This is a genomic window from bacterium (assembly GCA_026708055.1).
In the GTDB taxonomy this organism is placed as follows: domain Bacteria; phylum Actinomycetota; class Acidimicrobiia; order Acidimicrobiales; family CATQHL01; genus VXNF01.
Genome location: JAPOVS010000043.1, coordinates 44,091 through 66,784, shown reverse-complemented (window position 1 = coordinate 66,784; position 22,694 = coordinate 44,091). Strand labels below are relative to the sequence as shown.

The following is a 22,694-nucleotide window of genomic DNA, read 5'->3' as shown; positions in this document are numbered from 1 at the left end:
GGCTAGGCAGAAGGGGAGTCGGAGGAGGGATCGATGCGGATCCTCTGCTGCGTGAAACGGGTGCCGGCGCCCGGCGCCCGGATCAATGTGACCGCCGACGGCTCGGCGGTGGAGGTCGCCCATCTGGGCTTCACGACCAGCCCGCACGAGGAGTGCGGCGTGGAGGAGGCCGTTCGCCTCAGCGAGAACCACGGCGGCGAGGTGACGGTGCTCACGCTGGGACCACCCGAGGCCGCTGAACAGTTGCGCTACGCCGCCTCGGTGGGGGCGCACCACGGGGTCCTGGTCCCCACCGACGGCGCGCCATGGGATCCGCAGCGCACCGCGGCGGCCATCGGTGACGCCATCGGGACCCTCGAGGAGTCGGGAGGCGCTTTCGACCTGGTGATCTTCGGCAACGAGTCGGCCGACTCGGGCGGCTTCCAGGTCGGCATCAGGGTGGCCTTCGCTCTAGGGCGTCCGATCGTGGGCGGTATCAAGGGCATCGAGATCGACGGCACGACGGTGCGGGCACACCGGCAGACCGACGAGGGCTTCGAGGTGTACGAGCTGGCCATGCCCGCCGCCTTGGGCGTCAAGGAGGGAATCAACCTCCCCCGCTACCCCACCATGCGGGGACGTCTGGCCTCGAAACGGCTGGAGGTCACCGAGCTTCCCGTCGAGGCCCCGCAGGGGGGCCAGAGCATGCGCCTGCTGCATCGTCCCCCCGATGTGACCTCCGAGACGGTGATCCTCGGCGAGGGCCAGGGGGCCGCGCCGGCCGTGGTCGACGTCCTGGCGGAGCTGGGGGTGCTCTGATGCTGCTCCACGTCATTCCGGCGGAGGCCGGAATCCACACCCGCAGAGGCACCGGACACGCCGCAGGCGGGCCGCTCGACGATTCCCCCGAGGTCTTGTAGATGCTGCTGGTCATTCTGGAGCACGACCAGGGCGCCATGGCCGAGGCCGCCCGCGAGGCGCTCACCTTCGGGCGCACGCTGGCGGGACGGATGGGCGTCCCGATGCACGCCGCCCTCATCGGCAGCGAGGATGCCGCGCTGGTGGCCGAGGCCGCCGGCCACGGCGCCGCACGGGTCCGCACCGTGCTGCATCCGGTGCTGGAGGATTTCGGGCCCGAGGCATGGGGCGAGGTGATCGCCGCCATGGTCGGGCGCTTGGAGCCGGCTGCGGTGCTGGCCGGCGGCAGCGACCGCGGCAACGAGGTGCTGGCGCAGGCCGCGGCCCGGCTCGACGTCCCCTTCGTGGCCAACTGTCTCGACGTCGATCCCGCCGGCTGGTCCATCACCCGCATCCAGTGGGGCGGATCGCTGCTGGAGGACGTCGCCCTGGAAGCCGACGTGCCGTTGCTGAGCTGCGGGCTGCATGCCGTGGCGTCCGAAGCGGCCGAGACACCGAGCCAACCCGCGGTCGATGCCTTCGAGGTGGATCTCGACCCGGCGCTGTCGCGCACGGTGGTGCGCGACCGGGTCGTGCTCTCCGCCGGCGTGACCCTGTCGACCGCGCCGGTCGTCGTCGGCGGCGGGCGCGGCGTCGGCTCGGCCGAGGGATTCGCGCCCCTCGAGGAACTGGCGGAACTCCTCGGCGGCAAGGTGGGCTGCAGCCGGGCGGTCACCAACAACGGCTGGCGGCCGCACGCCGACCAGGTCGGTCAGACCGGCACCCGCATCGCCCCGGAGGTCTACATCGCCTCGGGTATCTCCGGCGCCATCCAGCACTGGGTGGGCGCCATGGGCTCGAAGCACATCCTGGCCATCAACCTCGACGCCGAGGCCAACATCGTGCAGAAGGCCGACTGGGCGGTGATCGGCGACCTGCACGAGGTCATTCCCGCAATCAGCGAGGAGATCCGCTCCCGCCGCTAGTGTCCTGAGCCGGAAGTTCGTCGGCGGTATCTGGTGAGGTTAGCAAGCCTCTCAACAGCGGTTTCGCGCCAAGGCGAACGGTTGAGGCCACGCCATATCCTCATGAACTTGGAACTCAGGACACTAGCCGCCCTCCCGGATCGGCGCCACTCCGGCCCCGCCCCCCGTCATTCCGGCGAAGGCCGGAATCCAGTATCCAGCAGTTCGGCTTGAGACTCCGACCGTCAGGCGTTCAGCTGCGCCGCGAGGCTGTCCGCCGCCCGCGCCACGGCCAGGCCGAAGTCGTGTGCCCGGTCGGGGTCGGGGAAGCGGTACGCGGGCCCGTGGACGTGCAGCGCCGCCAGCGGCTGCCCGTCGGACCGCAGGACCGCGGCGGCGACCGAGTGGAGGTCCTCCACGAACTCCCCGTAGACCCAGACGTAGCCGATGCTGCGGATCTGCTCGAGCCGCGTCCTGATGGCATCGGGGTCGGTCATCGTGCGCGCCGTGTAGGGCTCCAGCGGACCCGCCAGGTACTCCTCGCGCTCCGCCGATGGCATGTGGGCCAGGATGGCCAGCCCCGAGGACACGACGTGCAGCGGGATCCGCTCGCCTGTCCAGTCCCGCACCTGCACCTCCGACTGCGACTCGGTCTGGTCGAGGTAGAACACCTCGCCCCGGTCGGGGATCGACAGCCCGGATATCTCACCGAGTGCATCGCCCAACTCCAGGAGATGAGGCCGGGCGGCCGAGACGAGGTTGCGCCCGGGTGTGACGGTTCCGGCGATGTCGATCAGCCCCGGACCGAGCCGGTAGAGCCCGCTCGCTGCCTCCTGCTCCACGGCGCGCTCGGTCTCGAGAGCCGACAGAAGGCGGGCGACGGTGCTCTTGGGCAGCTGGGCCCGGTCCGCCAGATCGGTCACCCCCAGCGGCCCGAGGGCCAGGAAGCGCAGCAGCAGGAAGGCACGTTCGATCGACTGGACGACCATGTCCGCAGACTACGACAGCACGCCGCGCGGTTCGTCGCGCCCCGGCCGTCGCGCCGGCAGGTCGGCTACTCCCATTCCCGGTTCTCGACGTTCGGGTCCAGCGTGTGGTAATCGCTGGCGTGGCCGCAGAAGATGGCCCGCTCGGTCCGCAACCTGGTCGGGGGATCCAGCGTCCCAGCGCAGATCCACATGCACCGGGTCTGGGCATACGGTCCCTCCGGTGGCGGCTCCACCACCCGCCAGAACAGCGAGCTACCGCACGCCCGGCAGGACCCGTACGCCACGTTCGGATCGTCGGCGGGGTGGTGCCAATGGAGGGTTCCGTCCTCGATCAACGTGAGATCGTCGTATTCGCAGTTGGTGGCGGCCATGAAGTGGCCGGTCCAGCGCCGGCACCGGTGGCAGTGGCAGTTCCAGACCGGCCGCGCCGGTCCGCCGATCTCGTAGCGCACACCCCCGCAGACGCAGCGACCACTCAGTCTCCTGCTCACGATCTGCTCCTTCGACGCCCCGCCTCGGCTGGGACCTGTGACCGATGACCGGTGTGACATCTGACCCGCATCGTGGAACGGTACCACGATCCGGAATCGCGGGCCGGTAGTTTGTGTTGATTCGAGCGTTGTAGCCGGGGTGGAGGCGATCGCTCCGGCCGGAGAGTCGGGACGGGCAAACGTGAACGGTCCAACGATTCGCAGCGGCAAGGCCGTCCGGACCCTGCTGGTCGGCATGGCGTTCCTCATGGTCGGCAACGGCTTGCAGGCCTCGGTCCTGGGCGTCCGGGCCGAGATCGAGGGGTTCGGCTTCGCCGTCGCCGGCGCCGTCATGGCCGCCTACTTCGTGGGCTTCCTCTTCGGCACCGCGGTCGCCGAGCGGTTCCTGGCGGCGGTCGGCCACATCAGGGTGTTCGCCGCGCTGGCCTCGACAGCGTCGAGTGCTGCAATCCTGCACGCCGTGTGGGTCAACCCTGCCACGTGGGCGCTGTTGCGCTTGGTGTTCGGGCTGTGCCTCGCCGGCCTCTACGTGGTGGTGGAGTCCTGGCTCAACGACATGGCCACCAACGCCGACCGGGGGCGGATCCTGGGCGGCTACATGGTCGTCATGATGGGCGGCCTGGCGGGAGGGCAACTCCTCTTGGCCGGCGGCGACCCGGCCGGGTTCGAACTGTTCGTGCTGGCCTCGGTGCTGGTCTCCCTCGCCCTGGTGCCCATCACCCTGTCGGCCACCACCGCTCCCCCGGTGTCCGTGCCCGAGCCCCTGTCGCTGCGCCGGCTGGTGTCGGTGATCCCGACCGGCGCGGTCACCGCCTTCTGGACCGGCGCCGGGCACGGCACCCTGCTGGGCCTCGCCGCCATCTACGCCTCCTCCGAGGGACTCTCCGACGGCCGGATCGCGGTCTTCACCGCCGCGGCGCCCCTGGGATGTGTGGTGTTCCAGTGGCCCATCGGCTGGCTCTCCGACCGGGTCTCCAGACGGGCCGTGATCGGCGCGACCGCCGTGGCGGCGGCACTGGCGGCTGCGGGTGCGTTGCTGACCGAACCCGGCTCGGCTCCGTCCCTGGTGCTCATGTTCCTGTTCGGCGGCTTCACCTTCCCACTGCACTCCCTGGCCGTGGCCATCACCGCCGACCGGGTCGCACCGGCGCAGATCACCTCCGCCACCGCCACCCTGGTCCGCCTCACCGGCGTGGGCGCGGCGATCTTTCCGGCAGTTGCGGGAGCGATCATGGGCGCCACCGGGCCCAGCACCTTCTTCGTGGTGCTGGCCGCCGTCCACGCCATCATCGCCGTCTACGTGCTCTACCGGGTCGTGACCCACCCCGCCATCCCGGTGGACGAGCAGAGCGACTACGTCGCCCTACCCGCCCGCGGCACCGCGGTCACCGCCAACCTCCACCCCGACGCCGTCGAGGCGGCCCCGCTGCCCCCCGCCGCCCCCGACCCCGACGCACCCGCCGGCCCGATCGGCGCCGCCCCGCAACCGGGAACGCCGCAGACCCGCTGAACCTCGCCGGCCCCGCGCCTCACCGTCTACGCGTCCGTGGATGGCTGGCGGGCCGACGATCTGGGGCCGCTCGTCGACGCCGCCGGACGCTTGACGGCCGTCGCGAGAATCAACCCGTCTGCGGCCGGTGACGTTCTCCCGCAGCTCCCAAGCTCACCGCAGCAGAGGCCCCGTGTTGGCGGCGGTGATGGCAGTCGGAGCGACCCATATCGACCACGTGGGGGGCTGCGGGCGGGCTCTGCCTCTGCGGTGCTGGGGTTCGGTCCGGCGGCGCCGTCGCGGTGGGGACGTTCCTGCCTCGTTCACCTGGAGCCACCTCCACCAGTCGGAACGGGCCACCGGCGAGGTCCTCAGTCGGGCGTGGCAGGGCGGCGGGGCCCCGGCGGCGGGCCGATGACCATCGACGTGGACTCCATGGTCTGCGGGGTGTCCTGCACGGACAAGGCGGGCACCGCCTACGGCCACACCAAACAACTCGGCTATCACCCGCTCGTGGCGACCCGCGCCGAAACAGCCGCCCCACTGCCCCGAAATGACCACCGACCCCCCAAAACCACCCACCCGACAATCCCCACTGATCCCAAACGGTAGATTCAGCGCTCAGAAATCATCAAAGAGCTTTGGGGCTTCGTTGACCGCAGCTTCCACGTTTGTTCTGTTGTCGGCTGGTTTGGCCTGTTCCAGGAGCCGTATGACTTCCGCTCGTTCATCGTGGCTTGAGAGCGCTAGGGAGAATGTGTCTCTGCTCGGCCTCTGGAAGCAGCTGAGACTCTGCAGGTTCGTGGTCACCACACTCGTCGCCGCCACAGCGAATTGTTGTCGATCAGCATCCAGCCATCGGTCGAATACGCCATAGGTTGCCCGGCTCGGCAGCATTGTCCCTGTGATGTTGAGGGTCGTCGGCACGATAGCTTGACCTACGATGGCCATCGCTTCAACGACTATGCGGGCCGTCAACTCCCTGTAGCCATCCGCTTGAAGTTCTGGATCCTGGGTTCCCTGTATGCCGGGAATCCACGGAATCACGTAGAGAGGTCGGATGTCGTCTTCGCCGTGACGACGCACCACAGTCACAGGGGTCTCAAGCGCTCGTTGGGCGCGCGCAGGCAGATCGGAGAGGTGGGAGGTTGAGAGCCTCACCCCCTCGTCATCGATGGAGATGCCTACTGTGCCGGTTGGGGCCGCGGGTACGCCCCGGGAGGCCAGGGACTCGTTCAACCCCTGAAGCGTCTCCGCGAGGAGGGCGGCGTCGCTCTCGACAGTTCCGTACACCACATGGCCCGGTCGGGGCTGTTTCTCGGCGTACGACTCCGACAAGTCATGGGAAGCAACGATCAGCTTCGCGGCTTGCCGCACGTTCGAGGAGTCCTGGGAGAACCCGTGGGACTTGAGTTCAACGACCAGCGTCACCGGGTCGTCCTGATTGTCAATGCACAAGTCCGGATGGCATGGCGATCGGTCGGCAGAGCCCGCGATGTCGCGAAGGGCTGCGATGGTCGGCTCGTCGGCCGGGACGAGCAGTCGTCTGCCAAGCGACTCCAACTCGTATCCGGCCGTGCGCAGGACCGGCCGCACGGAGGTGACCTCGGGGAGATCCTCGAGCGCCCACAGCAGGACGTTGAGTTGGAATACGGGATCGGAGACGAGAATGGCGTCGGAGGTCATGCGACGACGCCGGCGGCATCGGCCACCGCCTTCTCATAGGGCTCGCTGCCGAGCCAGGCTGTTGCGGTCGGAGCCAGCTCCCGCTGCACGTTGGCGACAAGTCGGTGGACTGTGTTCCCGCAGGTGCCATGGGGCAGCACAGCGAGAAGATGCCGGCTGGTGACCTCCAGCAAGAAGGGTTGCCACAGATGCCGATCCACGGCAACGACATGTGCCTTGGTGGGCCCGCGACGCGTGACGAAGCCACCGATACGGAAGCGGCTAGTCCGTCGTTCGAGAGCAAGCTCCACAAAGCGGTTGAACAGCGGCTCGCTCAGGGGCTCGTCGAAATCGATGACGAGAGGGCTGCCGCGGATCTTGAACCCGTCTTCGCCGACGTCGGTGGTGTCGATCCAGAGGCGCTCTTCGGCATACTCGGTTACGCGGCGGTAGAGCGCGAGCACGCGCCGTACCGTCGCCCGGTGGTCGGCGAACGAGTCGCTCCGATTCGTGGCGCGACCGTCGTAGTTGAGGCGGTGGCCACCACGGCCGGCCGCTGGCATCTGTAGGTGCACCAGCGAGCGCAGCGGATCATAGGAATCAATGAGCCGCTGCAGCTTCTTCCCCAGCACCGACAGGCTCTCGGTGAGCGTCACCACCGAACGTCGGCGCTCTACAAGGGCGTGCGGCGTCTCGTAGTCGGCATCGTCGGCGCCGTCGTCCTCGGTGCCCGCATCAAGGCCGTCGATCGGCTCATAGCGTGCCTCGTGCTCGAAGCCGAGCCGCGCGTAGCGCTGGGGCGGCGTCGTGGCCTTCACCTGACGCCACAACTCGAACAGGATCGGCGACGACAGCCAGAGCCGGTCGAGCCACGGGCTTGTCTCGACCGTCTGGCGGACCCACCGGTCGCTGTGCTCCACGGCCATCTTCGTGTAGAAGACGGGATGCCTGTCGTCGAGTTCCTCGATCAGGCCGACCACTTGGCCCCCGTGGTCGGCGTCCTCGACGCGGAACAGCGTGTCGTCGAGACGGTGAAGATGAACACGCCCGGCGAACCTGCTGGCCAGGTCGGGCATGTGCCGGTCGCGGCCCGCGGTCTCGAGCATGTAGGTCTTGACCAGCTTGCGGCCCGCGTCGGGATGTTCGATGTCCGCCGCGGCCAGCACGGGATGGCCCTCCAGATAGTCGACGAACTCGCTGCGTTTCGCCAGCCGTGGCAGGTATCCGACATCGTCGGTCATGGCCGACATCGTAGGCCGTGCCTCGCCCCCACCCCCTCGGCATGGTGTTCCTCATGGTCGGCAACGGCCTGCAGGGCTCGGTGCTGGGCGTCCGGGCCGAACTCGAGGGGTTCGGCTTCGCCGTCACCGGCGCGGTCATGGCGACCTACTTCCTGGGCTTCCTGTTCGGCACCGCGATCGCGGTGCGGTTCGTGGCGGCGGTCGGCCACATCAGGGGGTTCGCCGCGCTGGCCTCGACAGCCTCGAGTGCCGCGATCCTGCACGCCGTGTGGGTCAACCCCGCCGTCTGGGCGCTGCTGCTGCTCATGTTCCTCTTCGGCGGGCTCACGTTCCCGCTTCACTCCCTCGCGGTGGCTCTCACCGTCGACCGCGTCCTCGAGCCAGATCACCTCCGCGAGCGCGACCCTGGCGCGCATCACCAGCACCGGCGCGGCGATCTTTCCGGCAGTTGCGGGAGCGATCATGGGCGCCACCGGGCCCAGCACCTTCTTCGTGGTGCTGGCCGCCGTCCACGCCATCATCGCCGTCTACGTGCTCTACCGGGTCGTGACCCACCCCGCCATCCCGGTGGACGAGCAGAGCGACTACGTCGCCCTACCCGCCCGCGGCACCGCGGTCACCGCCAACCTCCACCCCGACGCCGTCGAGGCGGCCCCGCTGCCCCCCGCCGCCCCCGACCCCGACGCACCCGCCGGCCCGATCGGCGCCGCCCCGCAACCGGGAACGCCGCAGACCCGCTGAACCTCGCCGGCCCCGCGCCTCATCGTCTACGCGTCCGTGGATGGCTGGCGGGCCGACGATCTGGGGCGGCTCGTCGACGCCGCCGGACGCTTGACGGCACCCGAGGGCCGTCGCTGCTGGTTCATCGACGAGATCACCTCGGTCCGCAACGGCTGGCCCCACCGCGTCAAGTGGTTACGGGACAACGACACCAGGTTCAGCACAGACACGGTGATCCTCACCGGCTCGTCGGCGAGCGACCTGACCGAGGCCGTCGGCATCCTGGCCGGACGACGAGCCGGCCGCGGCAGCTCGGATCGCGTGCTCCTTCCGATGGGATTCCGCAGCTTCGCCGGTCTGACGGCGCGCGAGCCGCTTCCGAGCCAGATCGGTTCGCTCCGGATCGCCGACCTGAACCCGAACTCCCTGGCCGAATCGACGTACGAACTCGCTCCCTGGCTGAACCTCCTCGTGTCCGCCTGGGACGACTACCTCCGGGTGGGCGGCTTCCCGCAGGCGGTGACGGCCCATCTGACGATCCGAGACTCCGATCCCGACCTGCAGCAGAGCCTGCTCGAGGTCGTCGAACACGACATCTTCGACCGGGGGGACTGGTCACGCCCGCAGACCTTCGCGCTGCTGCGGCGGCTGAGCCGCAACCTGGGTTCGCAGACCAACCGGTCCGCGGCCTCAGAGGACACGGACACCTCCGCTGAACAGGTGCGGCGCCGTCTGGTCGACCTGCAGGAGGCGTTCGCCCTCTGGCCGTGCCACCGGGAGCAGGACCTGCGCCCGAAGTTGCGCGCACAGTCGAAGCTGTACTTCTCCGACCCGATCTACACGCAGCTCGCGCCGGGCGCCGAACCCGACGCAACCGTCCTCTCCGAGCAGCAACTCGGCCTCGCCCTCCTCCGGAACCTGGAGGCCGTAACGCCCGGCGGCCATCTCGGCTTCGACCGTGTGCTGCACCACCGCAGCCGCACAGGCAGCGAGATCGACTTCGTGGGGCGGGACTTCGGCGAAGCCGCCATCGAATCGAAATACATGGACGGCCGCTGGTTCGGATCGGCCAAGACCCTGCGGGCCTCCCGCTGGCAGGGCATCATCGCCACCCGCAGCGAACTGAACCTCGACCACCCCGACGTCACCGCCGTGCCCACCTCAATGCTCGCTTGGCTCCTCGACACCTGACCGGAGCAACGGCCGTCGCGAGAACCAACCCGTCTGCGGCCGATGACGTTCTCCCGCAGCTCCCAAGCTCACCGCACCAGAGGCCCCGTGGGGCAGACGCCGAGATCGAAGGGTTCGGGGCCGCGGCCACCACCGAGCATCTCGTCGAGCAGGCTTCCCACCTGCTGGACCAATGGGGCGAACAGGTGGCGGACCTGCGAAGCGACCACACCGCGCGGGTCCTGATCGAGCACCTGCCCGCGACGCCGATCCTCAGCGCAACCAACGTGTCCTCGCTGCTCGGTGTCAGCGAGCGCAGCGGACGCACCGCGCTCAGGGCCCTCGCCGACCGCGGCATTCTCACACCCCTCGCCAGCGTGCCCGCCGGGCACCCCGGAAGAACCCGGCCCCCCCACTGGTTCGCCGCCACCGATCTGCTCGATCTCCCGAGACCCTGAGCCTCGCCCCGAAGGCCCCGCACAGCCACACTCGGTAGGATTCCGCCATGGCGGACAAGCGCGAGGCCCACCTGGCGATGATCCAAGGGGTCATCAACCGCCTTGCGCAGAACTCGTTCTTGCTGAAGGGATGGAGCGTCCTGCTGATTTCCGCTCTACTGGCCGTCGCAGCCAGCAGTTCCGAGGACTGGATCCTGTCCGTGGCGTTCCTGCCGGCAGTGGCATTCTGGGGTCTCGACGGGTATTACCTCCGCCAGGAGAGGCTCTTCCGGAGGCTCTACGACCACGCCCGCCAAGCCGACGACGCCGACATCGACTATGACATGGACACGGGCCCCTTCCAAGCCGAGGTGAAGTGGCGGAGCGTCGTCGTCTCCCGCACGCTCTCGGCCTTCCACGGCACGCTCGTCGCGGCAGTCGTGATCGTCACCGTCATCGCGTTCACGCAAGGCTGAGCCATGGCCCGGAGAGTCTTCTTCAGCTTCGAGTACAGCGACGTCTGGCGGGTCAACCAAGTCCGCAATAGCTGGGCGACTCGAGGGATCGAGTCAGCTGGCTTCCTGGACAAGGCCGAATTCGAGTCCATCGAGAAGCAGGGGGACGCTGCCATCGCGCGATGGATCGATCAGCAACTGCACGGAACTTCGGTCACCGTCGTCCTCGTCGGCGCGTACACCTGTGCAAGCAGGTGGGTGAATTACGAGATCGAGGCGAGCAAGGCGAAGGGCAATGGACTACTGGGGATCGACATCAGCATGCTCCAGGACCAGTACGGATACACAACTTCTTGCTGTGGGCCGATTCCCTGCGGTTACAACTTCTACAACTGGAGCACCGATGACGGCTACAACAACCTTGGGCGCTGGGCCGATAGCGCTTATCTGTTCGCCAACCCGGATCCGTGGCAGTCTCCGGTCCAGCAATGGCCTCGATAGCAGGTGTCGCGCCTAAGGCCCGCCGGGGAGAACAGCCATCCAGCAGACGACTCCGATGTCCTCTTCGGTGATCGGTTGGCGAGGTTCGGGGAGGTCGACCTTGGTGAGCCCGTAGAAGGCGACCGCGTCGATGATTCGCCGGGCCGCCTCCATGGGGTCGATGGCCTTGGCGTCGAGTTCCCGCTTGATCGCTCCGAGGGCCTGACGGACGGCGCCGCTGCGCTCGATGCTGAGCGCCTCGTAGGCCTCGGCGCCCGGCAAGAAGGTCGCCGCGTCGGGGTCGGCAAGCAGTCCCAGCGCCCAGCCCTGAACGGCCCCCAGTGAGGCCCCGCCTTGCCCGGTCGGAGGTGCGTTGTGTTCCTCGAGGATCGACGCCGCCGCCGCCGACCAGGCCTCCTCCAAGCGGATCACCGGTGAGTCGGTGCCGGGGGCGAACCCCGGATCGATGCGGCGCAGGATCGCCGCCTCGGCAGACGTGATGTCGCCGTCGTCGGCGACGTAGCGCCAGTAGCGCTCCCCGTGGCGCGTCCGGCAGGCGAAGAAGATCCCTGACGGACCGACCGACGGCACTCCCGGCCCTTGCGCGAAAGCGGCACCCACGCCCCATGGGAGCGCGGCGGCGCGGTCGATCTCGCCCTCGGAGGCGGCGCGCTGCAACTCGGCCCGCAGTACTTCGGCGCTGAGAACCCGGCCGTCGGAGGACGGGTCGATGTCGTCGAGCAGGGACGCGTCAGCCCCGGCGAGGCGGGCGGCGTAGGTGCGGATCTCCTCCTCCACGTCGCCCGCGATCACTTCGACTTCCATCCCGTAGGGGCGGGCGGCGGTGATCTTGCGGCGGATGGCGATCTCGAGTCGGAGTATCAGCTACAGAACCCGCCGAGCCCACGCCGATCAGGGAGTTGCCGACTACCACGTTGCGGCCGAGGTAGGCCAGCGAGAGGCCGGGAACGAAAGACGCCAACCAGAGCGACATCGTGGCGATCTCGGCGCCCATGGGGCTGAGGTCCACGCCGAACACGCAGTGCTTGAGGACCAACCGTCGCAACAGCGCCACGTCGGTGACCGCCGCGCCGCCCCGGGCCTGCGCCCGGAGGCGGTCGAGGGCCTCCCGGATGGCCGGCAGGGGCGTCTCCCCCAGGAACGCCACGGCGCGGTCGGCCAGCGCCTCGGTCACCTGCACCAAGAAGTGGGCGCTGCCGCACGCCGGGTCGAGCACCGAGAAGTCGAGCAGCTCGGCGGCGGCGCGCCGAGGATCGGTGCGCGCCGTCTCGCGCACCGCCTCCAGATGCCTCTCGTAGGCGGGCACGACGGCTCGGTCCACGAGGTGGCGCACCAGGGATACCGGGGTGTAGTAGACGCCGCCCGCCTTGCGGCCGCCCTCGTTGGTCTGCCAGAGGAGCGAACCCTCCGAGACGTCCGGGGCCGCCTGCCCGGTCGGGGTCCCGTGGGAGGGCACCTCGCCGGACGGCGCCTCGGCTGTCGCCGGCACGTATCGATCCGCGCCAGCGTCGTAGTTGAGCGGGCGGTCCGCCACCGAGAGCCGCAGGCTCAGCAGCACCTCGTAGATGTGGCCGAGGTGGCCGATCTCCAAGGAGGCGTAGTCCAAGCCGCTCCCTTCGGTCGCGTCGCGCCCCACCGCCAGCAGCACCCCGGCGAAGTCCTGGTCGTTGAACTCCAGGCGCTCCAGCAGCGCCGCCCCCTCGAAGTCGTCGGCGGAGAACAGCGCCCCGTTGTAGGCGGGCACCCCCCAGGCCGGGTTCCCGAATCGCAGCGCCCGGACCAAGGTGGCGAAATTGGATCAGAGCGCAGTCGACTCCTCGCTCAACTTGTGACGAGTGCTGTGCGCCTCATCGATGAGAGTCGAGAGCGACCGACGGCGGTAGGTCTCGTTGTCCACCGGCAGGAAGAGCGAACTCTCGGCGTACAGGGTGAACAGGAGGCGGAACAGCAGAGTCAGTGAGGCTCGCTCCAGTTCGACCCGCTGGGCGTCGTCGCGCACGTCGACGCCGTTGCGGCTCGCCCACCGTTCCAGGCCGGCGGCGAGGGCAGGCAGCGCATCGGTGCGGATGGTCTCGTCGAGGCGGCGGTGGAGGCGGGCGCCGAAGGTCCGGGCCTCGGCCTGCAGCTCGCCGAAGCCGCCGTCGGCCAGGTAGGCGGGGGCCAGCAGCGCCAGGTAGGGCCGCCGGTCCTCCCCCAGCAGCGCGGCGTCGAGGTCCAGCCACTCGGCGGTCGTGGCCGACGGGTCGCAGTCGAACAGCCGGTAGCGGTTCCGGCAGGCCATGACGCCGTAGCGCACGCCGTGCCGGCGGCAGTCCCCCGCCAGAACACCCTCGGCCGGCCGGCCGATCTCGTCGAGGCGCACGAAATCCTCCGGGTTGGCCCAGGGGTGCACCACCGCCACCGGCCGGCCGTCGTGGTGGGCCAGCCAGCCGCGCTGCGGGAGGCGCTCGACCTCGTAGCCGAGCCCCGCGAGAACCGAACGCCAGTCCCCCTTGATCTGCAACGAGGCCACCGCCCGCTGCGCCGCCGGCCAGCGGTGCGCGTCCCTGCCGAAGCGGTCCTCCAGGCTGTGGCGTGTCAGGAGCCCCGAGGTGACCAAGCCTCTGCCTGCCAGGCGAACGACCTCGCCGGCGAGATGGCGGACGGCCCCCAAGGCCGTCATTCCCGCGGTCGCCTCGATGACAGCCGCCAGCCCGGCGCAGTCCACCGACCTGATCGGCTCGTTATGGGTCCGCGGGCCGAGAGTGCGGACGCTGCCCGTGTGTTCGTGGTCGTCGACGACGAGCAGGTACGCAAGGCCCTTGTTCTCGGCACGTTCCCGCCAGCGCGCCCGCAGGCTCCGCTCGCGGCCGTCGACGGCGATGGCCACCTCGATCCGGTTGACGGCGACCGCGCGGCTGACCCCCGAGGGCACCGGAGCCTCCCGGCCGACCCCGTACGCCACCAGCCGCTCGAGCAGTTCAGCAGCGTTCACAGCCCGGAACCTGACCCGCCGCCGACCAACCGCCGCAACCGCAGACATGCTTTCCCCTCCAAGACAGACAAGATCTGGGAGAAGCTGACATATACTGTAACGAGCTGAACTTGCCTTGACAACCAACGGAGCTCGGGCGGGCTCAAGTAGCGACCGGCCCGCGCGGCAGCTGACAGCATCACAACTCGATTATTCCCCGACTCGCGACCGAGAACGCGGCAATACAACCAGGGAGGTCGGGGCGGCGGACAACGCATCGCCAAACGCCCGCCTCGCCCTCACACTCCCCCGGCAGACGGCCGAGCGCCGAGGCGCCCTGCAAGCCCCAGGCTCCGACTATCCGACCCGCAGCCAGCGGGACAACTCCAGCGCTCGCGTCGGTCCAGCAAGCCCAGCAGGCAACGGCCAGACAGACCGCCGCGCGCAGGCGGGGCAGCCCACAAGTTCCTGTCTGTGCCCGCCGATCACTGGTCAGACCGCCGCGCGCAGGCGGGGCAGCCCTGGCACCCGGTTGAAGGTCTGTACTTGATTCTGTACAGTACAGTTGCCGAATCGACCGACGCCCGGGAGCGGCCCGATGACCCCACTCACCGAAGCCCGCAGCCGCCTCAGCGAGATCGTTGATGACGTGACCTCCACAGGTTCGACGTTCGTGATCTCCCGCCACGGACGGCCCACCGCGGTGATCCTCGGCCACGAGGAGTACGAATCGCTGGTCGAGACGCTTAATATCCTCGCGGATGAGGGAACGATGGCAGCCCTCGCCGAGGCCGAGCGCGACATCGCCGCCGGCGACGTGACCCCGCTGGACTGAGTTCGCCGTGCCCCAGCTGACGCGGCGCGCCAGGAAGGACCTCGAAGGCCTCCCGCCGGCGCTGAGCAGCAAGGCGCAAGAAATCATCCGACGGCTCGACGACGAGCCGAGCCTGGGGCACAAGCTACTCGGCCCCATGCAGGGCAAACGCTCGGCCCGACTCGGCAGATCTCATCGCATCATCTACAGCGCAGCCGGAGGCTCCGTGATCGTCCACACGATCGCGCACAGACGGGACGCCTACCGCTGATGCACCCGGAGTTCGCCGATCTCCCACAAGACCCGCGCGAGCGGGCGATCTTTCTGCGGGCGCTGCGCGAGTACAGCGAGAACTGCGAGCCACGCGAACTCACCCCTGACTGCCCGTAATCGACGCGGATCAGGTCCGGCGAGTGGGGTTGTGGAGAAGAGTGCATGGATCTCTTGGCGCGGTACGACGCTCCGGCGCCGAGCGAGGGCATCGACATTGGGGAAGGTCTCGTGGCGAGGCGCGAGCGACGCCCGCGCGCCCGGCGCGTTCCCAATCGGCCCGCCAAGGCATATGACGTCAGAGAGATCTATCTCAGCGACAAGGCCGACGGACCGCCTTCCTTGTGGCGACTGGCCAGCGTGCTGACCGGCCTCATCGAACTCATTCAGGAGCCACCGCCAGTGGACGCGGCGCAGGCGAGAGTTCGACTGGAGCAGATCAAGGAACTGATCCGCTGTGCCGAGAGCAGGGGGCTTGACCTGAACAGCCATCTCTTGTTCCACCTGCGGTTCTACACCGCATCGGCGGTGTTCCATCAACTCGTCGCCCACCGTGAAAGGGAATCGGGGCCATTCGCCGGTTCCGACCTCCGAGGTTGGCTGACCCTGGCCGACGAGCATCTGGGTCGAACCAGTTCGACAGGATCCGTCGCACCACTCAGTAGCGCCTGTCACGAACTCTCAACAGCGGTGAACTCTTGGGCGCTGGATGCGCAGAAGGACGACTTGCTTGGCTGGATCGGACCAGCCGTGCCGGTTGTGGAGCAATCCACGACAGCTGCGACGCGGACGCTGCGAGGCCGGCGACTACATCTTCGCTCGCCTGTCACCCCGAGGGCGGCCACTGCCGTCGGCACGGTAAACCGTCGAAGAACGGCTCGTCCGGCCGCCTTAGGCGGGTGTTATTGCTGGGAGCGCAGCCAGGGACGCATCTGCAGGTAGCTGAACCGGATCTTGCCGCGGCCGGCAGGTTCGATGGCCCCGGCGTCGATGAGGCGGCGCCGGTAGGTCTGCGCGTAGTTGGGCGATCTTCCGATGCGCCGCGCGACGCGGTTGGTCTCTGAGTCGGTCTCGTCGAGCGACATGGCCGACAGGAAGGCGCGGTCCATGTCCGACAGGCCGCTCCAGATCGGCTTGACGATCTGCTCGAGCAGTGCGTGATCGGCTTCGAGAGCGCCGGCTGCTGCGTGGATGGCGTTGATGTGGGCGGCGGGGGCCGCCATTTCCCAGCTGTGGTAACCGAGGAGCTGGATGGTGAAGGGGTGGCCGCCCGAGGCGCTGACGAGGTGTTCGAGTGCGTCGTCGTCGATGTGCCCGCCGGCGCGGCGGATCGGCCAGCTGAGCGCTGCCGCCGTGTGGTCGGGGCGCAGCGGAGTGAGCCGGGCGCGGGCGCAGCGCTGGAAGAAGGTCATGCCGCGGTCGGCGAGCAGCGTCTCATCGACCTCGGGCAGGGCAGCGCCGATGAACGCGACCGGCAGCAGCTCGCGGCGGGTGACGTGCTGCACAGTGACGGCAAGGTCAGTGGCCTCCTCGAGCGCGACGGCCTGCAGCTCGTCGACGGTCACCAGCAGCCCCGTGTCGCTGTCGGCGGCCAAGGCGGCCAGCGATGTGAGCGCGGAGCGCAGGTCGACGTCCGCCTGCGGGCCGGGGGGTTGCGGCGCCCACTCGACGCCGATGCCCATCAGCGAGACCGACGAGATCCGCAGCGGCGGAGTGGCCTCGCCAGCGTGCGCGAGATGCTGCAAGGCCGCGTTGGTGATCAGGCGGCACAGGCCGCGAACCGACGCCGACATCGAGATCACACGCCATCCCAACCGCAGCGCCGCGTCCTCGGCCTCGTTGAGCAGCACCGTCTTGCCCGAGCCGCGCACCCCGGTGATCAGCATGGTGTAGTCCGGGTGTGTCGGCCCCCGCTCGAAGGCACGCCCGAATCGGGCGACGACGTCGTCGCGGCCGGCCAGCATCGGCGGCGAGGTCCCGAACGTCGGCAGGAACGGGTTGCCCGCAGCCTCGGCGGCCCCCTCGCCGTTCATGACGGCGGGTAGACGCCGCTCGGCGGGCGGGCGCTGGGCGCATCGCGAAAGGGCACGGGTGCGTTCGCCATTCAGACCCCCGCCTCTGCTCTCGCTTGAACCACACTCGACAGCCTATCACAAGTTCTCATTTTTTGTTTAGTTATCACTACCAGGTTTGTGCTCACATCGCTCGCTGCCCCACAAATCGGCTGGCGCCGAGGGCGGTCAGCCGATCTCGTCTGGCATTTCGGCTTTGCGGCGAGCGACGTAGTCGCGTAGTTCGGCGTCGATGGCGTCGTCGATGGGGGGCGGCTCGTAGTCGGCCAGCATCTGCTTCCAGCGGGTGTTGGCCCGTTGGGCGGCGCTCAGGGAGCCCTCCTCGGCCCACTGCTCGTAGCTGTTGTGGTCCGCCAGTTCGGAGCGCCAGAAGGCCGTCTCGAAGTTGGCCAGCGTGTGCGGGTTGCCCAGGAAGTGGTCGCCGTGCGTGTTGCTGCGGAACGCCTCGAGGGCCAGGCCATTGTCGGACGTGTCCACGCCGCGGGCGAGCACGGACATGGCCCCGAGCTGATCGGCGTCCATGATCAGCTTCTCGTAGGACAGCGCCAGCCCGCCCTCCAACCAGCCGGCGGCGTGCAGCACGAAGTTCACGCCCGCCTGCAGCGTGGGCAGCAGCGTGTGCGCCGACTCGTAGGCGGCCTGGGCGTCGGGCGCCTTGGAGGAGGTGAACTGACCACCCGAGCGGAACGGCACTCCCACCCTCCGGGCCAGCGCGGCCATCACGTAGATGGCCTGGCCGGCCTCGGGCGTGCCGAAGGTGGGCGCACCGCTGGCCATCGACATGGTGGAGGCGAAGGTGCCGAAGACGACCGGGGCGCCGGGGCGCACCAGCTGCAGGTAGGCCATCCCCGACAGGGCCTCGGCCAGGGCCTGGGCGGAGAGGCCCGCCACGGTCACCGGCGACATCGCCCCGGCCAGGATGAACGGGCTGATCACGCAGGCCTGGTTGGCCCGGGCGTATTCGGTTGCCGCGCCCAGCATCGTGGCGTCCCAGCGCATCGGCGAGGAGGCGTTGATCAGCGAGGTCATGACCGTGCGGTCGGCGAGGTCGCCGCCGAAGGCGATCCGAGCCATCTCGACGGAGTCGGCGGCCCGCTCGGCGGCGGTCACCGAGCCCATGAACGGCTTGTCGCTGTGACGCAGGTGGGCGTAGATCATGTCGAGGTGCCGCTTGTTGACCGGCACGTCCACTGGCTCGCACACGGTGCCGCCGCTGTGGTGCAGGTGCGGCAGGGCATAGGTGAGCTTCACGGTGTTCTCGAAGTCCTCGAGCGTGGCGTAGCGCCGGCCCCGGTCCAGGTCGGTCACGAAGGGGGAGCCGTAGTTGGGGACGAAGACGGTGGTGTTGCCGCCGATGCGCACGTTTCGGGCCGGGTTGCGGGCGTGCTGGACGTAGACGGCCGGAGCGTTCTCCTGCACGATCCGCCGGCAGAGCCCGTGCGGGAAGCGCACCAACTCTCCGTCGACGTCCGCGCCGGCCTCTCGCCACAGCTCCAGCGCCAGGGGGAACTCCTGGAAGGCGATGCCCACCTCCCCCAGCAGGGTCTCCGCCGCCTCCTCGATGCGTACGAGGCCCTCTTCGTCGAGGATCTCCACCGGCGGCCCGGTGCGTTCGAGGTAGGGCACCGTCACCTGCGCTGTGGCGGCCTGCGTCGCCTGTCGGGCGGCCCGCCCGCCGCCCCTGCGTCTTCGTGGTTCGCTCATGGGTTCACCTGTCTCGCTGTCTGACGTGAGGAGATTGCTGTCCGATTCCCGCAGCGCAGTCCCACAGCGGGGCACTGGATTCCGGCCTACGCCGGAATGACGGCAACGCTCACGGATTCCGGCCCCGGATCAAGTCCGGGGCAGGCTCTTCGCCGGAATGACGGCGGGGGCGGCGGCGCGCTCCGGTCACTCCGGCCGGTTCGGCGTCGCCGGCCGGCGGGAGGTCGACCACCTGCTCCAGATGCGTCGTCGGCGCCGTCTCGTGCGGGAAGGCCATCGCCGCCACGAACAGTTCCTGGAAGCGCGGCTCGGTGGCGGTCTCGATCTTGACGATGCGCTCGCTGAGCTGTTCGATCTCGCCGCGCTGGGAGCGGGACAGCAGCAGCCGCGCCGCACCCGCGCCGGAGGCGTTTCCCACCGAGCGCACTCCGGCCACCGGCGCGTCGGGGACCAGGCCCAGAACCAGCGCGCGAACCGGATCGATGTGCGCTCCGAAGGCACCCGCCAGGCGGATGTCGTGCACCTCGGCCACTCCGGCGTGCTCGGTGAGGAGGTCGATGCCGGCCCGCAGAGCCGCCTTGGCCAACTGGATCGCCCGCACGTCGTTCTGGGTGATCCGCAGGGACACGGGCTCGCTCTGCAGCTCGTAGGCGAAGGTGCGCCCGTCGGCGATGATCCGGCGGGTGCGCTCGGCCAGGCGCCCCTGTACGACACCGTGGCGATCGATGATGCCGGCCAGGAACATCTCGGCGACGGCGTCGATGATGCCCGAGCCGCACAGTCCCGAGACCTGCAGCGATCCCAGTGCCTCGGCGAAACCCGCGTCGTCGGACCAGACGTCGCAACCGATCACCTTGAAACGGGGTTCGAGGCTGACCGGGTCGATGCGGACCCGCTCGATGGCGCCGGCGACAGCGCGCTGACCGCAGCTGATCTGGGCGCCCTCGAAGGCCGGCCCGGTGGGACTGGAGGCGGCGAAGACCCGCTCCCCGTCACCGAGCACGATCTCTGCGTTGGTGCCCACGTCCACGAGCAACTGCGGGTGCGCAACCCTGTGCGGACCCTCGGCGAGCGTGGCGGCAGCCGAATCGGCTCCCACGTGGCCGGCGATGCACGGAGCCACGTAGAGCGACGCGTACCGCAGCCCCAGCCCGACATCGGCCGCGGCGGCGCGCACGCTGCGGCGCTCGGCCAAGGTGAACGGGGCGGTGCCGAGCGGCGTCGGATCGAGCCCCAGGACGAGGTGGTGCATGATCGGATTCCCGACGACGACCGTGTCGTGGACATGGTCGGGGGACGCCGCCGCCTGCTCGCACAACTCGCCGACCAACTCGTCGAGCGCGCCCCGGACCGCCTCGGTCAGCGCCGCCGCCCCGCCGGGGTTCATCATGACGTAGGACACCCGGCTCATCAGGTCCTCGCCGAAGCGGATCTGCGGGTTCATGCGACCGGCGGTGGTAACGACCTCCCCGGTGGTCAGATCCAGGAGATAGCCGGCCAAGGTCGTGGACCCCACGTCGATGGCGATGCCCCGCGCCTCGTCGGAATATCCGGGGCGAACCGCCAGCAGCGTCTTGCGGTCGGCGACGACCGCGGTGACCGCCCCGTCGCCGGCGCGGACGGTCGCCTGCAGGTCCGCCAGCACGACCGGCGGCACGGCCACGTCGTGCAGTCCCCAGTCGTCCCCGAGTCCTGCGACGACCCGCTCGGCGTCGCTCACCTCCTCGCCGAGGACCGGCGGCGGCAACTCCAGGTAGTGCAGAGTGACCACCGGGTCCAGCACCACGTCGCCCAGGTCTATGGCCTTGCGTACGACGGGCCGCCGCACGGCGCTGGCGGCGGGAACGTCTATGACCACGTCCGCGTTCACGAGAGCCTGGCAGCCCAGCCGGTTGTCCCCCGTCAGCGGTCTGCGCCCTCGATAGTCGGCTTCGACGCTGCCGGGCGGCGACAGCGCCCCCGCGCTGACGGAGATCCCCCACTTGGCGTGGTGGCCGAGTGCCGGCACCACCTGGCAGCGGCCGCACAGGCCGCGCCCCCCGCACACCGAGTCCAGATCCACACCGCCGGCACGGGCGGCGTCCAGCACGCTGGTGCCCGCCGCCGCCGGAACCTCGATGCCCGACGGGGTGAACACCACGCGGTGCTCGCCGGTGCTACGTCCGCCCGTCACAGGACGTTCGGTCGCTGGAAGGCGCGCCTGTGCTCTCCGGCAGTGGATTCCGCCCCCGGATCAAGTCCGGGGCAGGCTCTCCGCCGGAATGACGTAGGAGAGGCGCACGAAGCCGGCCCGGCCACAGAAGGCGCCGTCGCGGTGGATTCCGGCCTCCGCCGGAATGACGAGTGAGCAGACAGCCGGACATGCCCGACCCTCGATTCCGGTCCCGGAGCAAGTCCGGGACAGGCTCTTCGCCGGAATGACGAGTGAGCAGACAGCCGGACATGCCCAACCCTCGATTCCAGTACCGGAGCAAGTCCGGGGCAGGCTCTTCGCCGGAATGACGGGTCGGGAGACCGCCGGATGTCCCGGATCATCGTCTCCGCCACCGGAGCGGGAAGCTCAGGCCGCGCTGCGCCGCCGCCCGCCCCGGCGCCGGGAGATCCCCGCGCCGAGCGCGCCCATCTCCCGGTGCGCGCCGATCCAGGCCATGCAGTCGCGGTCGTGACCGGCCAGCACGTCGGCCGCCATGACGGCGTTCTTCACCTCGGGGTGGAGCGGGTTCATGATCGCCGATGTCATCCCCGCGCCGATCGCCATGGAGAGGAAGGTGCCGGTGATCACGTGGCGGTTGGGCAGCCCGAAGCTGACGTTGCTGGCTCCGCAGGTGGTGTTGACCCGCAGCTCTTCCCGGAGACGTCGCACGAGGTGCAGCACCTGCCGGCCCGCCGTCCCGACGGCGCCGATCGGCATGACGAGCGGATCCACCACCACGTCGGAGTGGTGAATGCCATGGTCGGCGGCCCGCTCGACGATCCGCCGGGCCACCTCGAAGCGAACGTCGGGGTCCTCGCTGATGCCGGTCTCGTCGTTGGAGATCGCCACGACGGCGGCGCCGTGCCGTTGCACCAGGGGCAAGACCCGCTCCATCACCTCCTCCTCGCCGGTGACCGAGTTGATGAGCGGCTTGCCGTCGTACACGGTGATGGCCGCCTCCAGTGCCTCCACGATCGAGGAGTCGATGGAGAGCGGCACGTCGGTCACCTCCTGCACCAGCTTGATGGCCCGCGTCAGTAGTGCCGGCTCGTCGGCCAGCGGGATCCCGGCGTTGACGTCCAGCACGTGGGCACCGGCAACCACCTGGGCGACGGCGTCGGCCTCCACGCGACTGAAGTCGCCGGCCTTCATCTCCTCGGTCAGCAGCTTGCGCCCGGTGGGATTGATCCGCTCGCCGATCATCACGAAGGGACGTTCGAACCCGATCACGACTTCTCTGGTGCGGGAACTGATCACAGTCTCGGTCACGTCACTTCCTCCTGGTGCTGCATTCCTGGGGCCGGTTCGGCGCCGCCGGCCGGAGGCTCGGCGCGCTCGGGGTCCCACCCGCCGGTCGCCACGAAGGTCTCGAGGCGCTCGCGGGGGAAGGCCGCCTCCAACTCCGCGGCCACACGCAGGGCCGCACCCTCGGGATCGTCGCCGTCGACCGAGCGGGAGCTCCGCCGCCACTCACCGATGTATTGCGACGCCGAGGACATCCCCGCCACCATTGCGGCGTTGTCGATGGCCCGCTGGAAGCGGCGAGGCAGGATGCGCTGGACCCTCTGCTCACCCGAGCCCGCGTTCACCTGGGCGGGTATGTCGCGCCAGCTGATGACGACGAGGTCGCCGGCACCGTCGCGCCGACGCCGGCGGCGGCCGGCGGCCCGCTCACCCTGGGCCACCAC

General features: G+C 69.5%; 24 protein-coding genes. 11 read left to right on the top strand and 13 right to left on the bottom strand.

The features are described 5' to 3' along the window. Positions 1-33: 33 nt before the first annotated feature. A complete protein-coding gene (locus OXG55_09250; GenBank protein MCY4103431.1) occupies positions 34-798 on the top strand; it encodes an electron transfer flavoprotein subunit beta/FixA family protein in 765 nt (254 codons plus the stop codon). Positions 799-899: 101 nt separating this feature from the next. Then, positions 900-1,862, top strand: a complete 963-nt coding sequence (locus tag OXG55_09245) for an electron transfer flavoprotein subunit alpha/FixB family protein (GenBank protein ID MCY4103430.1) — start codon at positions 900-902, stop codon at positions 1,860-1,862. Between the two features lie 224 nt (positions 1,863-2,086). On the opposite strand, the gene OXG55_09240 is transcribed toward OXG55_09245, so the two are convergent. Next, positions 2,087-2,830: an IclR family transcriptional regulator gene (locus tag OXG55_09240; GenBank protein MCY4103429.1), complete on the bottom strand. Its 744-nt coding sequence runs from the start codon at positions 2,828-2,830 to the stop codon at positions 2,087-2,089. 65 nt (positions 2,831-2,895) lie between these two features. Next, complete coding sequence (locus OXG55_09235) at positions 2,896-3,321, bottom strand: GFA family protein (protein MCY4103428.1); 426 nt, start codon at positions 3,319-3,321, stop codon at positions 2,896-2,898. Positions 3,322-3,502: 181 nt separating this feature from the next. Between OXG55_09235 and OXG55_09230 the strand changes: the two genes are divergently transcribed. After that, the gene (locus OXG55_09230; GenBank protein ID MCY4103427.1) at positions 3,503-4,831 is read left to right on the top strand and encodes an MFS transporter; all 1,329 of its coding nucleotides are present in this window, start codon (positions 3,503-3,505) and stop codon (positions 4,829-4,831) included. Positions 4,832-5,431: 600 nt separating this feature from the next. Here OXG55_09230 and OXG55_09225 read toward each other — a convergent pair. From OXG55_09225 to OXG55_09215, 3 genes are read right to left on the bottom strand one after another with little or no spacing between them, the layout of a single operon-like run. Then, complete coding sequence (locus OXG55_09225) at positions 5,432-6,496, bottom strand: hypothetical protein (GenBank protein ID MCY4103426.1); 1,065 nt, start codon at positions 6,494-6,496, stop codon at positions 5,432-5,434. Then, the gene (locus tag OXG55_09220) at positions 6,493-7,716 is read right to left on the bottom strand and encodes a hypothetical protein (GenBank protein MCY4103425.1); all 1,224 of its coding nucleotides are present in this window, start codon (positions 7,714-7,716) and stop codon (positions 6,493-6,495) included. Before OXG55_09220 ends, OXG55_09225 begins: the two co-directional genes overlap by 4 nt. Then, positions 7,713-8,180 carry a hypothetical protein gene (locus tag OXG55_09215; GenBank protein MCY4103424.1) on the bottom strand — a complete coding sequence of 156 codons (468 nt, stop codon included), beginning with the start codon at positions 8,178-8,180 and terminating at the stop codon, positions 7,713-7,715. Before OXG55_09215 ends, OXG55_09220 begins: the two co-directional genes overlap by 4 nt. On the opposite strand from OXG55_09215, the gene OXG55_09210 reads away from it, so the two are divergent. From OXG55_09210 to OXG55_09190, 5 genes are all read left to right on the top strand, one after another. Then, positions 8,179-8,457, top strand: coding sequence for a hypothetical protein (locus OXG55_09210; GenBank protein MCY4103423.1), 279 nt, complete (start codon positions 8,179-8,181; stop codon positions 8,455-8,457). The genes OXG55_09215 and OXG55_09210 overlap by 2 nt on opposite strands. Positions 8,458-8,493: 36 nt before the next feature. Beyond that, a complete protein-coding gene (locus tag OXG55_09205) occupies positions 8,494-9,627 on the top strand; it encodes a hypothetical protein (GenBank protein ID MCY4103422.1) in 1,134 nt (377 codons plus the stop codon). 185 nt (positions 9,628-9,812) lie between these two features. Further along, positions 9,813-10,064: a hypothetical protein gene (locus OXG55_09200; GenBank protein ID MCY4103421.1), complete on the top strand. Its 252-nt coding sequence runs from the start codon at positions 9,813-9,815 to the stop codon at positions 10,062-10,064. A gap of 47 nt (positions 10,065-10,111) precedes the next feature. Further along, on the top strand, positions 10,112-10,519 hold the full coding sequence (locus OXG55_09195) for a hypothetical protein (GenBank protein ID MCY4103420.1): 408 nt from the start codon (positions 10,112-10,114) through the stop codon (positions 10,517-10,519). 3 nt (positions 10,520-10,522) lie between these two features. After that, a complete protein-coding gene (locus OXG55_09190; GenBank protein MCY4103419.1) occupies positions 10,523-10,999 on the top strand; it encodes a TIR domain-containing protein in 477 nt (158 codons plus the stop codon). A gap of 12 nt (positions 11,000-11,011) precedes the next feature. Here OXG55_09190 and OXG55_09185 read toward each other — a convergent pair whose 3' ends face one another. The 3 genes from OXG55_09185 to OXG55_09175 are packed head-to-tail and all read right to left on the bottom strand — an operon-like array spanning position 11,012 to position 13,973. After that, on the bottom strand, positions 11,012-11,791 hold the full coding sequence (locus tag OXG55_09185; GenBank protein ID MCY4103418.1) for a hypothetical protein: 780 nt from the start codon (positions 11,789-11,791) through the stop codon (positions 11,012-11,014). Then, on the bottom strand, positions 11,730-12,782 hold the full coding sequence (locus tag OXG55_09180) for an N-6 DNA methylase (protein MCY4103417.1): 1,053 nt from the start codon (positions 12,780-12,782) through the stop codon (positions 11,730-11,732). The genes OXG55_09185 and OXG55_09180 overlap by 62 nt, the downstream gene beginning before the upstream one ends. A 15-nt stretch (positions 12,783-12,797) precedes the next feature. Further along, complete coding sequence (locus OXG55_09175; protein MCY4103416.1) at positions 12,798-13,973, bottom strand: hypothetical protein; 1,176 nt, start codon at positions 13,971-13,973, stop codon at positions 12,798-12,800. Positions 13,974-14,550: 577 nt separating this feature from the next. Between OXG55_09175 and OXG55_09170 the strand changes: the two genes are divergently transcribed. The 3 genes from OXG55_09170 to OXG55_09160 all read left to right on the top strand — a co-directional run bounded on the left by OXG55_09170 (position 14,551) and on the right by OXG55_09160 (position 15,978). Next, positions 14,551-14,787 carry a type II toxin-antitoxin system Phd/YefM family antitoxin gene (locus OXG55_09170; protein ID MCY4103415.1) on the top strand — a complete coding sequence of 79 codons (237 nt, stop codon included), beginning with the start codon at positions 14,551-14,553 and terminating at the stop codon, positions 14,785-14,787. 7 nt (positions 14,788-14,794) lie between these two features. Continuing rightward, positions 14,795-15,037 carry a type II toxin-antitoxin system RelE/ParE family toxin gene (locus OXG55_09165; GenBank protein MCY4103414.1) on the top strand — a complete coding sequence of 81 codons (243 nt, stop codon included), beginning with the start codon at positions 14,795-14,797 and terminating at the stop codon, positions 15,035-15,037. 164 nt (positions 15,038-15,201) lie between these two features. Continuing rightward, positions 15,202-15,978: a hypothetical protein gene (locus OXG55_09160; GenBank protein MCY4103413.1), complete on the top strand. Its 777-nt coding sequence runs from the start codon at positions 15,202-15,204 to the stop codon at positions 15,976-15,978. Here the strand turns inward: OXG55_09160 and OXG55_09155 are convergent. The 5 genes from OXG55_09155 to OXG55_09135 all read right to left on the bottom strand — a co-directional run bounded on the left by OXG55_09155 (position 15,939) and on the right by OXG55_09135 (position 22,694). Continuing rightward, a complete protein-coding gene (locus tag OXG55_09155) occupies positions 15,939-17,069 on the bottom strand; it encodes an ATP-binding protein (GenBank protein ID MCY4103412.1) in 1,131 nt (376 codons plus the stop codon). The genes OXG55_09160 and OXG55_09155 overlap by 40 nt on opposite strands. Before the next feature lie 207 nt (positions 17,070-17,276). Beyond that, positions 17,277-18,812, bottom strand: a complete 1,536-nt coding sequence (locus OXG55_09150) for a trimethylamine methyltransferase family protein (protein ID MCY4103411.1) — start codon at positions 18,810-18,812, stop codon at positions 17,277-17,279. A 109-nt stretch (positions 18,813-18,921) separates the two neighbouring features. Beyond that, positions 18,922-20,985 (bottom strand): ASKHA domain-containing protein, encoded by a 2,064-nt coding sequence (locus tag OXG55_09145; GenBank protein MCY4103410.1) that lies wholly within the window; start codon positions 20,983-20,985, stop codon positions 18,922-18,924. Between the two features lie 387 nt (positions 20,986-21,372). Continuing rightward, a complete protein-coding gene (locus OXG55_09140; protein MCY4103409.1) occupies positions 21,373-22,275 on the bottom strand; it encodes a dihydropteroate synthase in 903 nt (300 codons plus the stop codon). Then, positions 22,272-22,694: a virulence factor gene (locus OXG55_09135; protein ID MCY4103408.1), complete on the bottom strand. Its 423-nt coding sequence runs from the start codon at positions 22,692-22,694 to the stop codon at positions 22,272-22,274. The genes OXG55_09140 and OXG55_09135 overlap by 4 nt, the downstream gene beginning before the upstream one ends.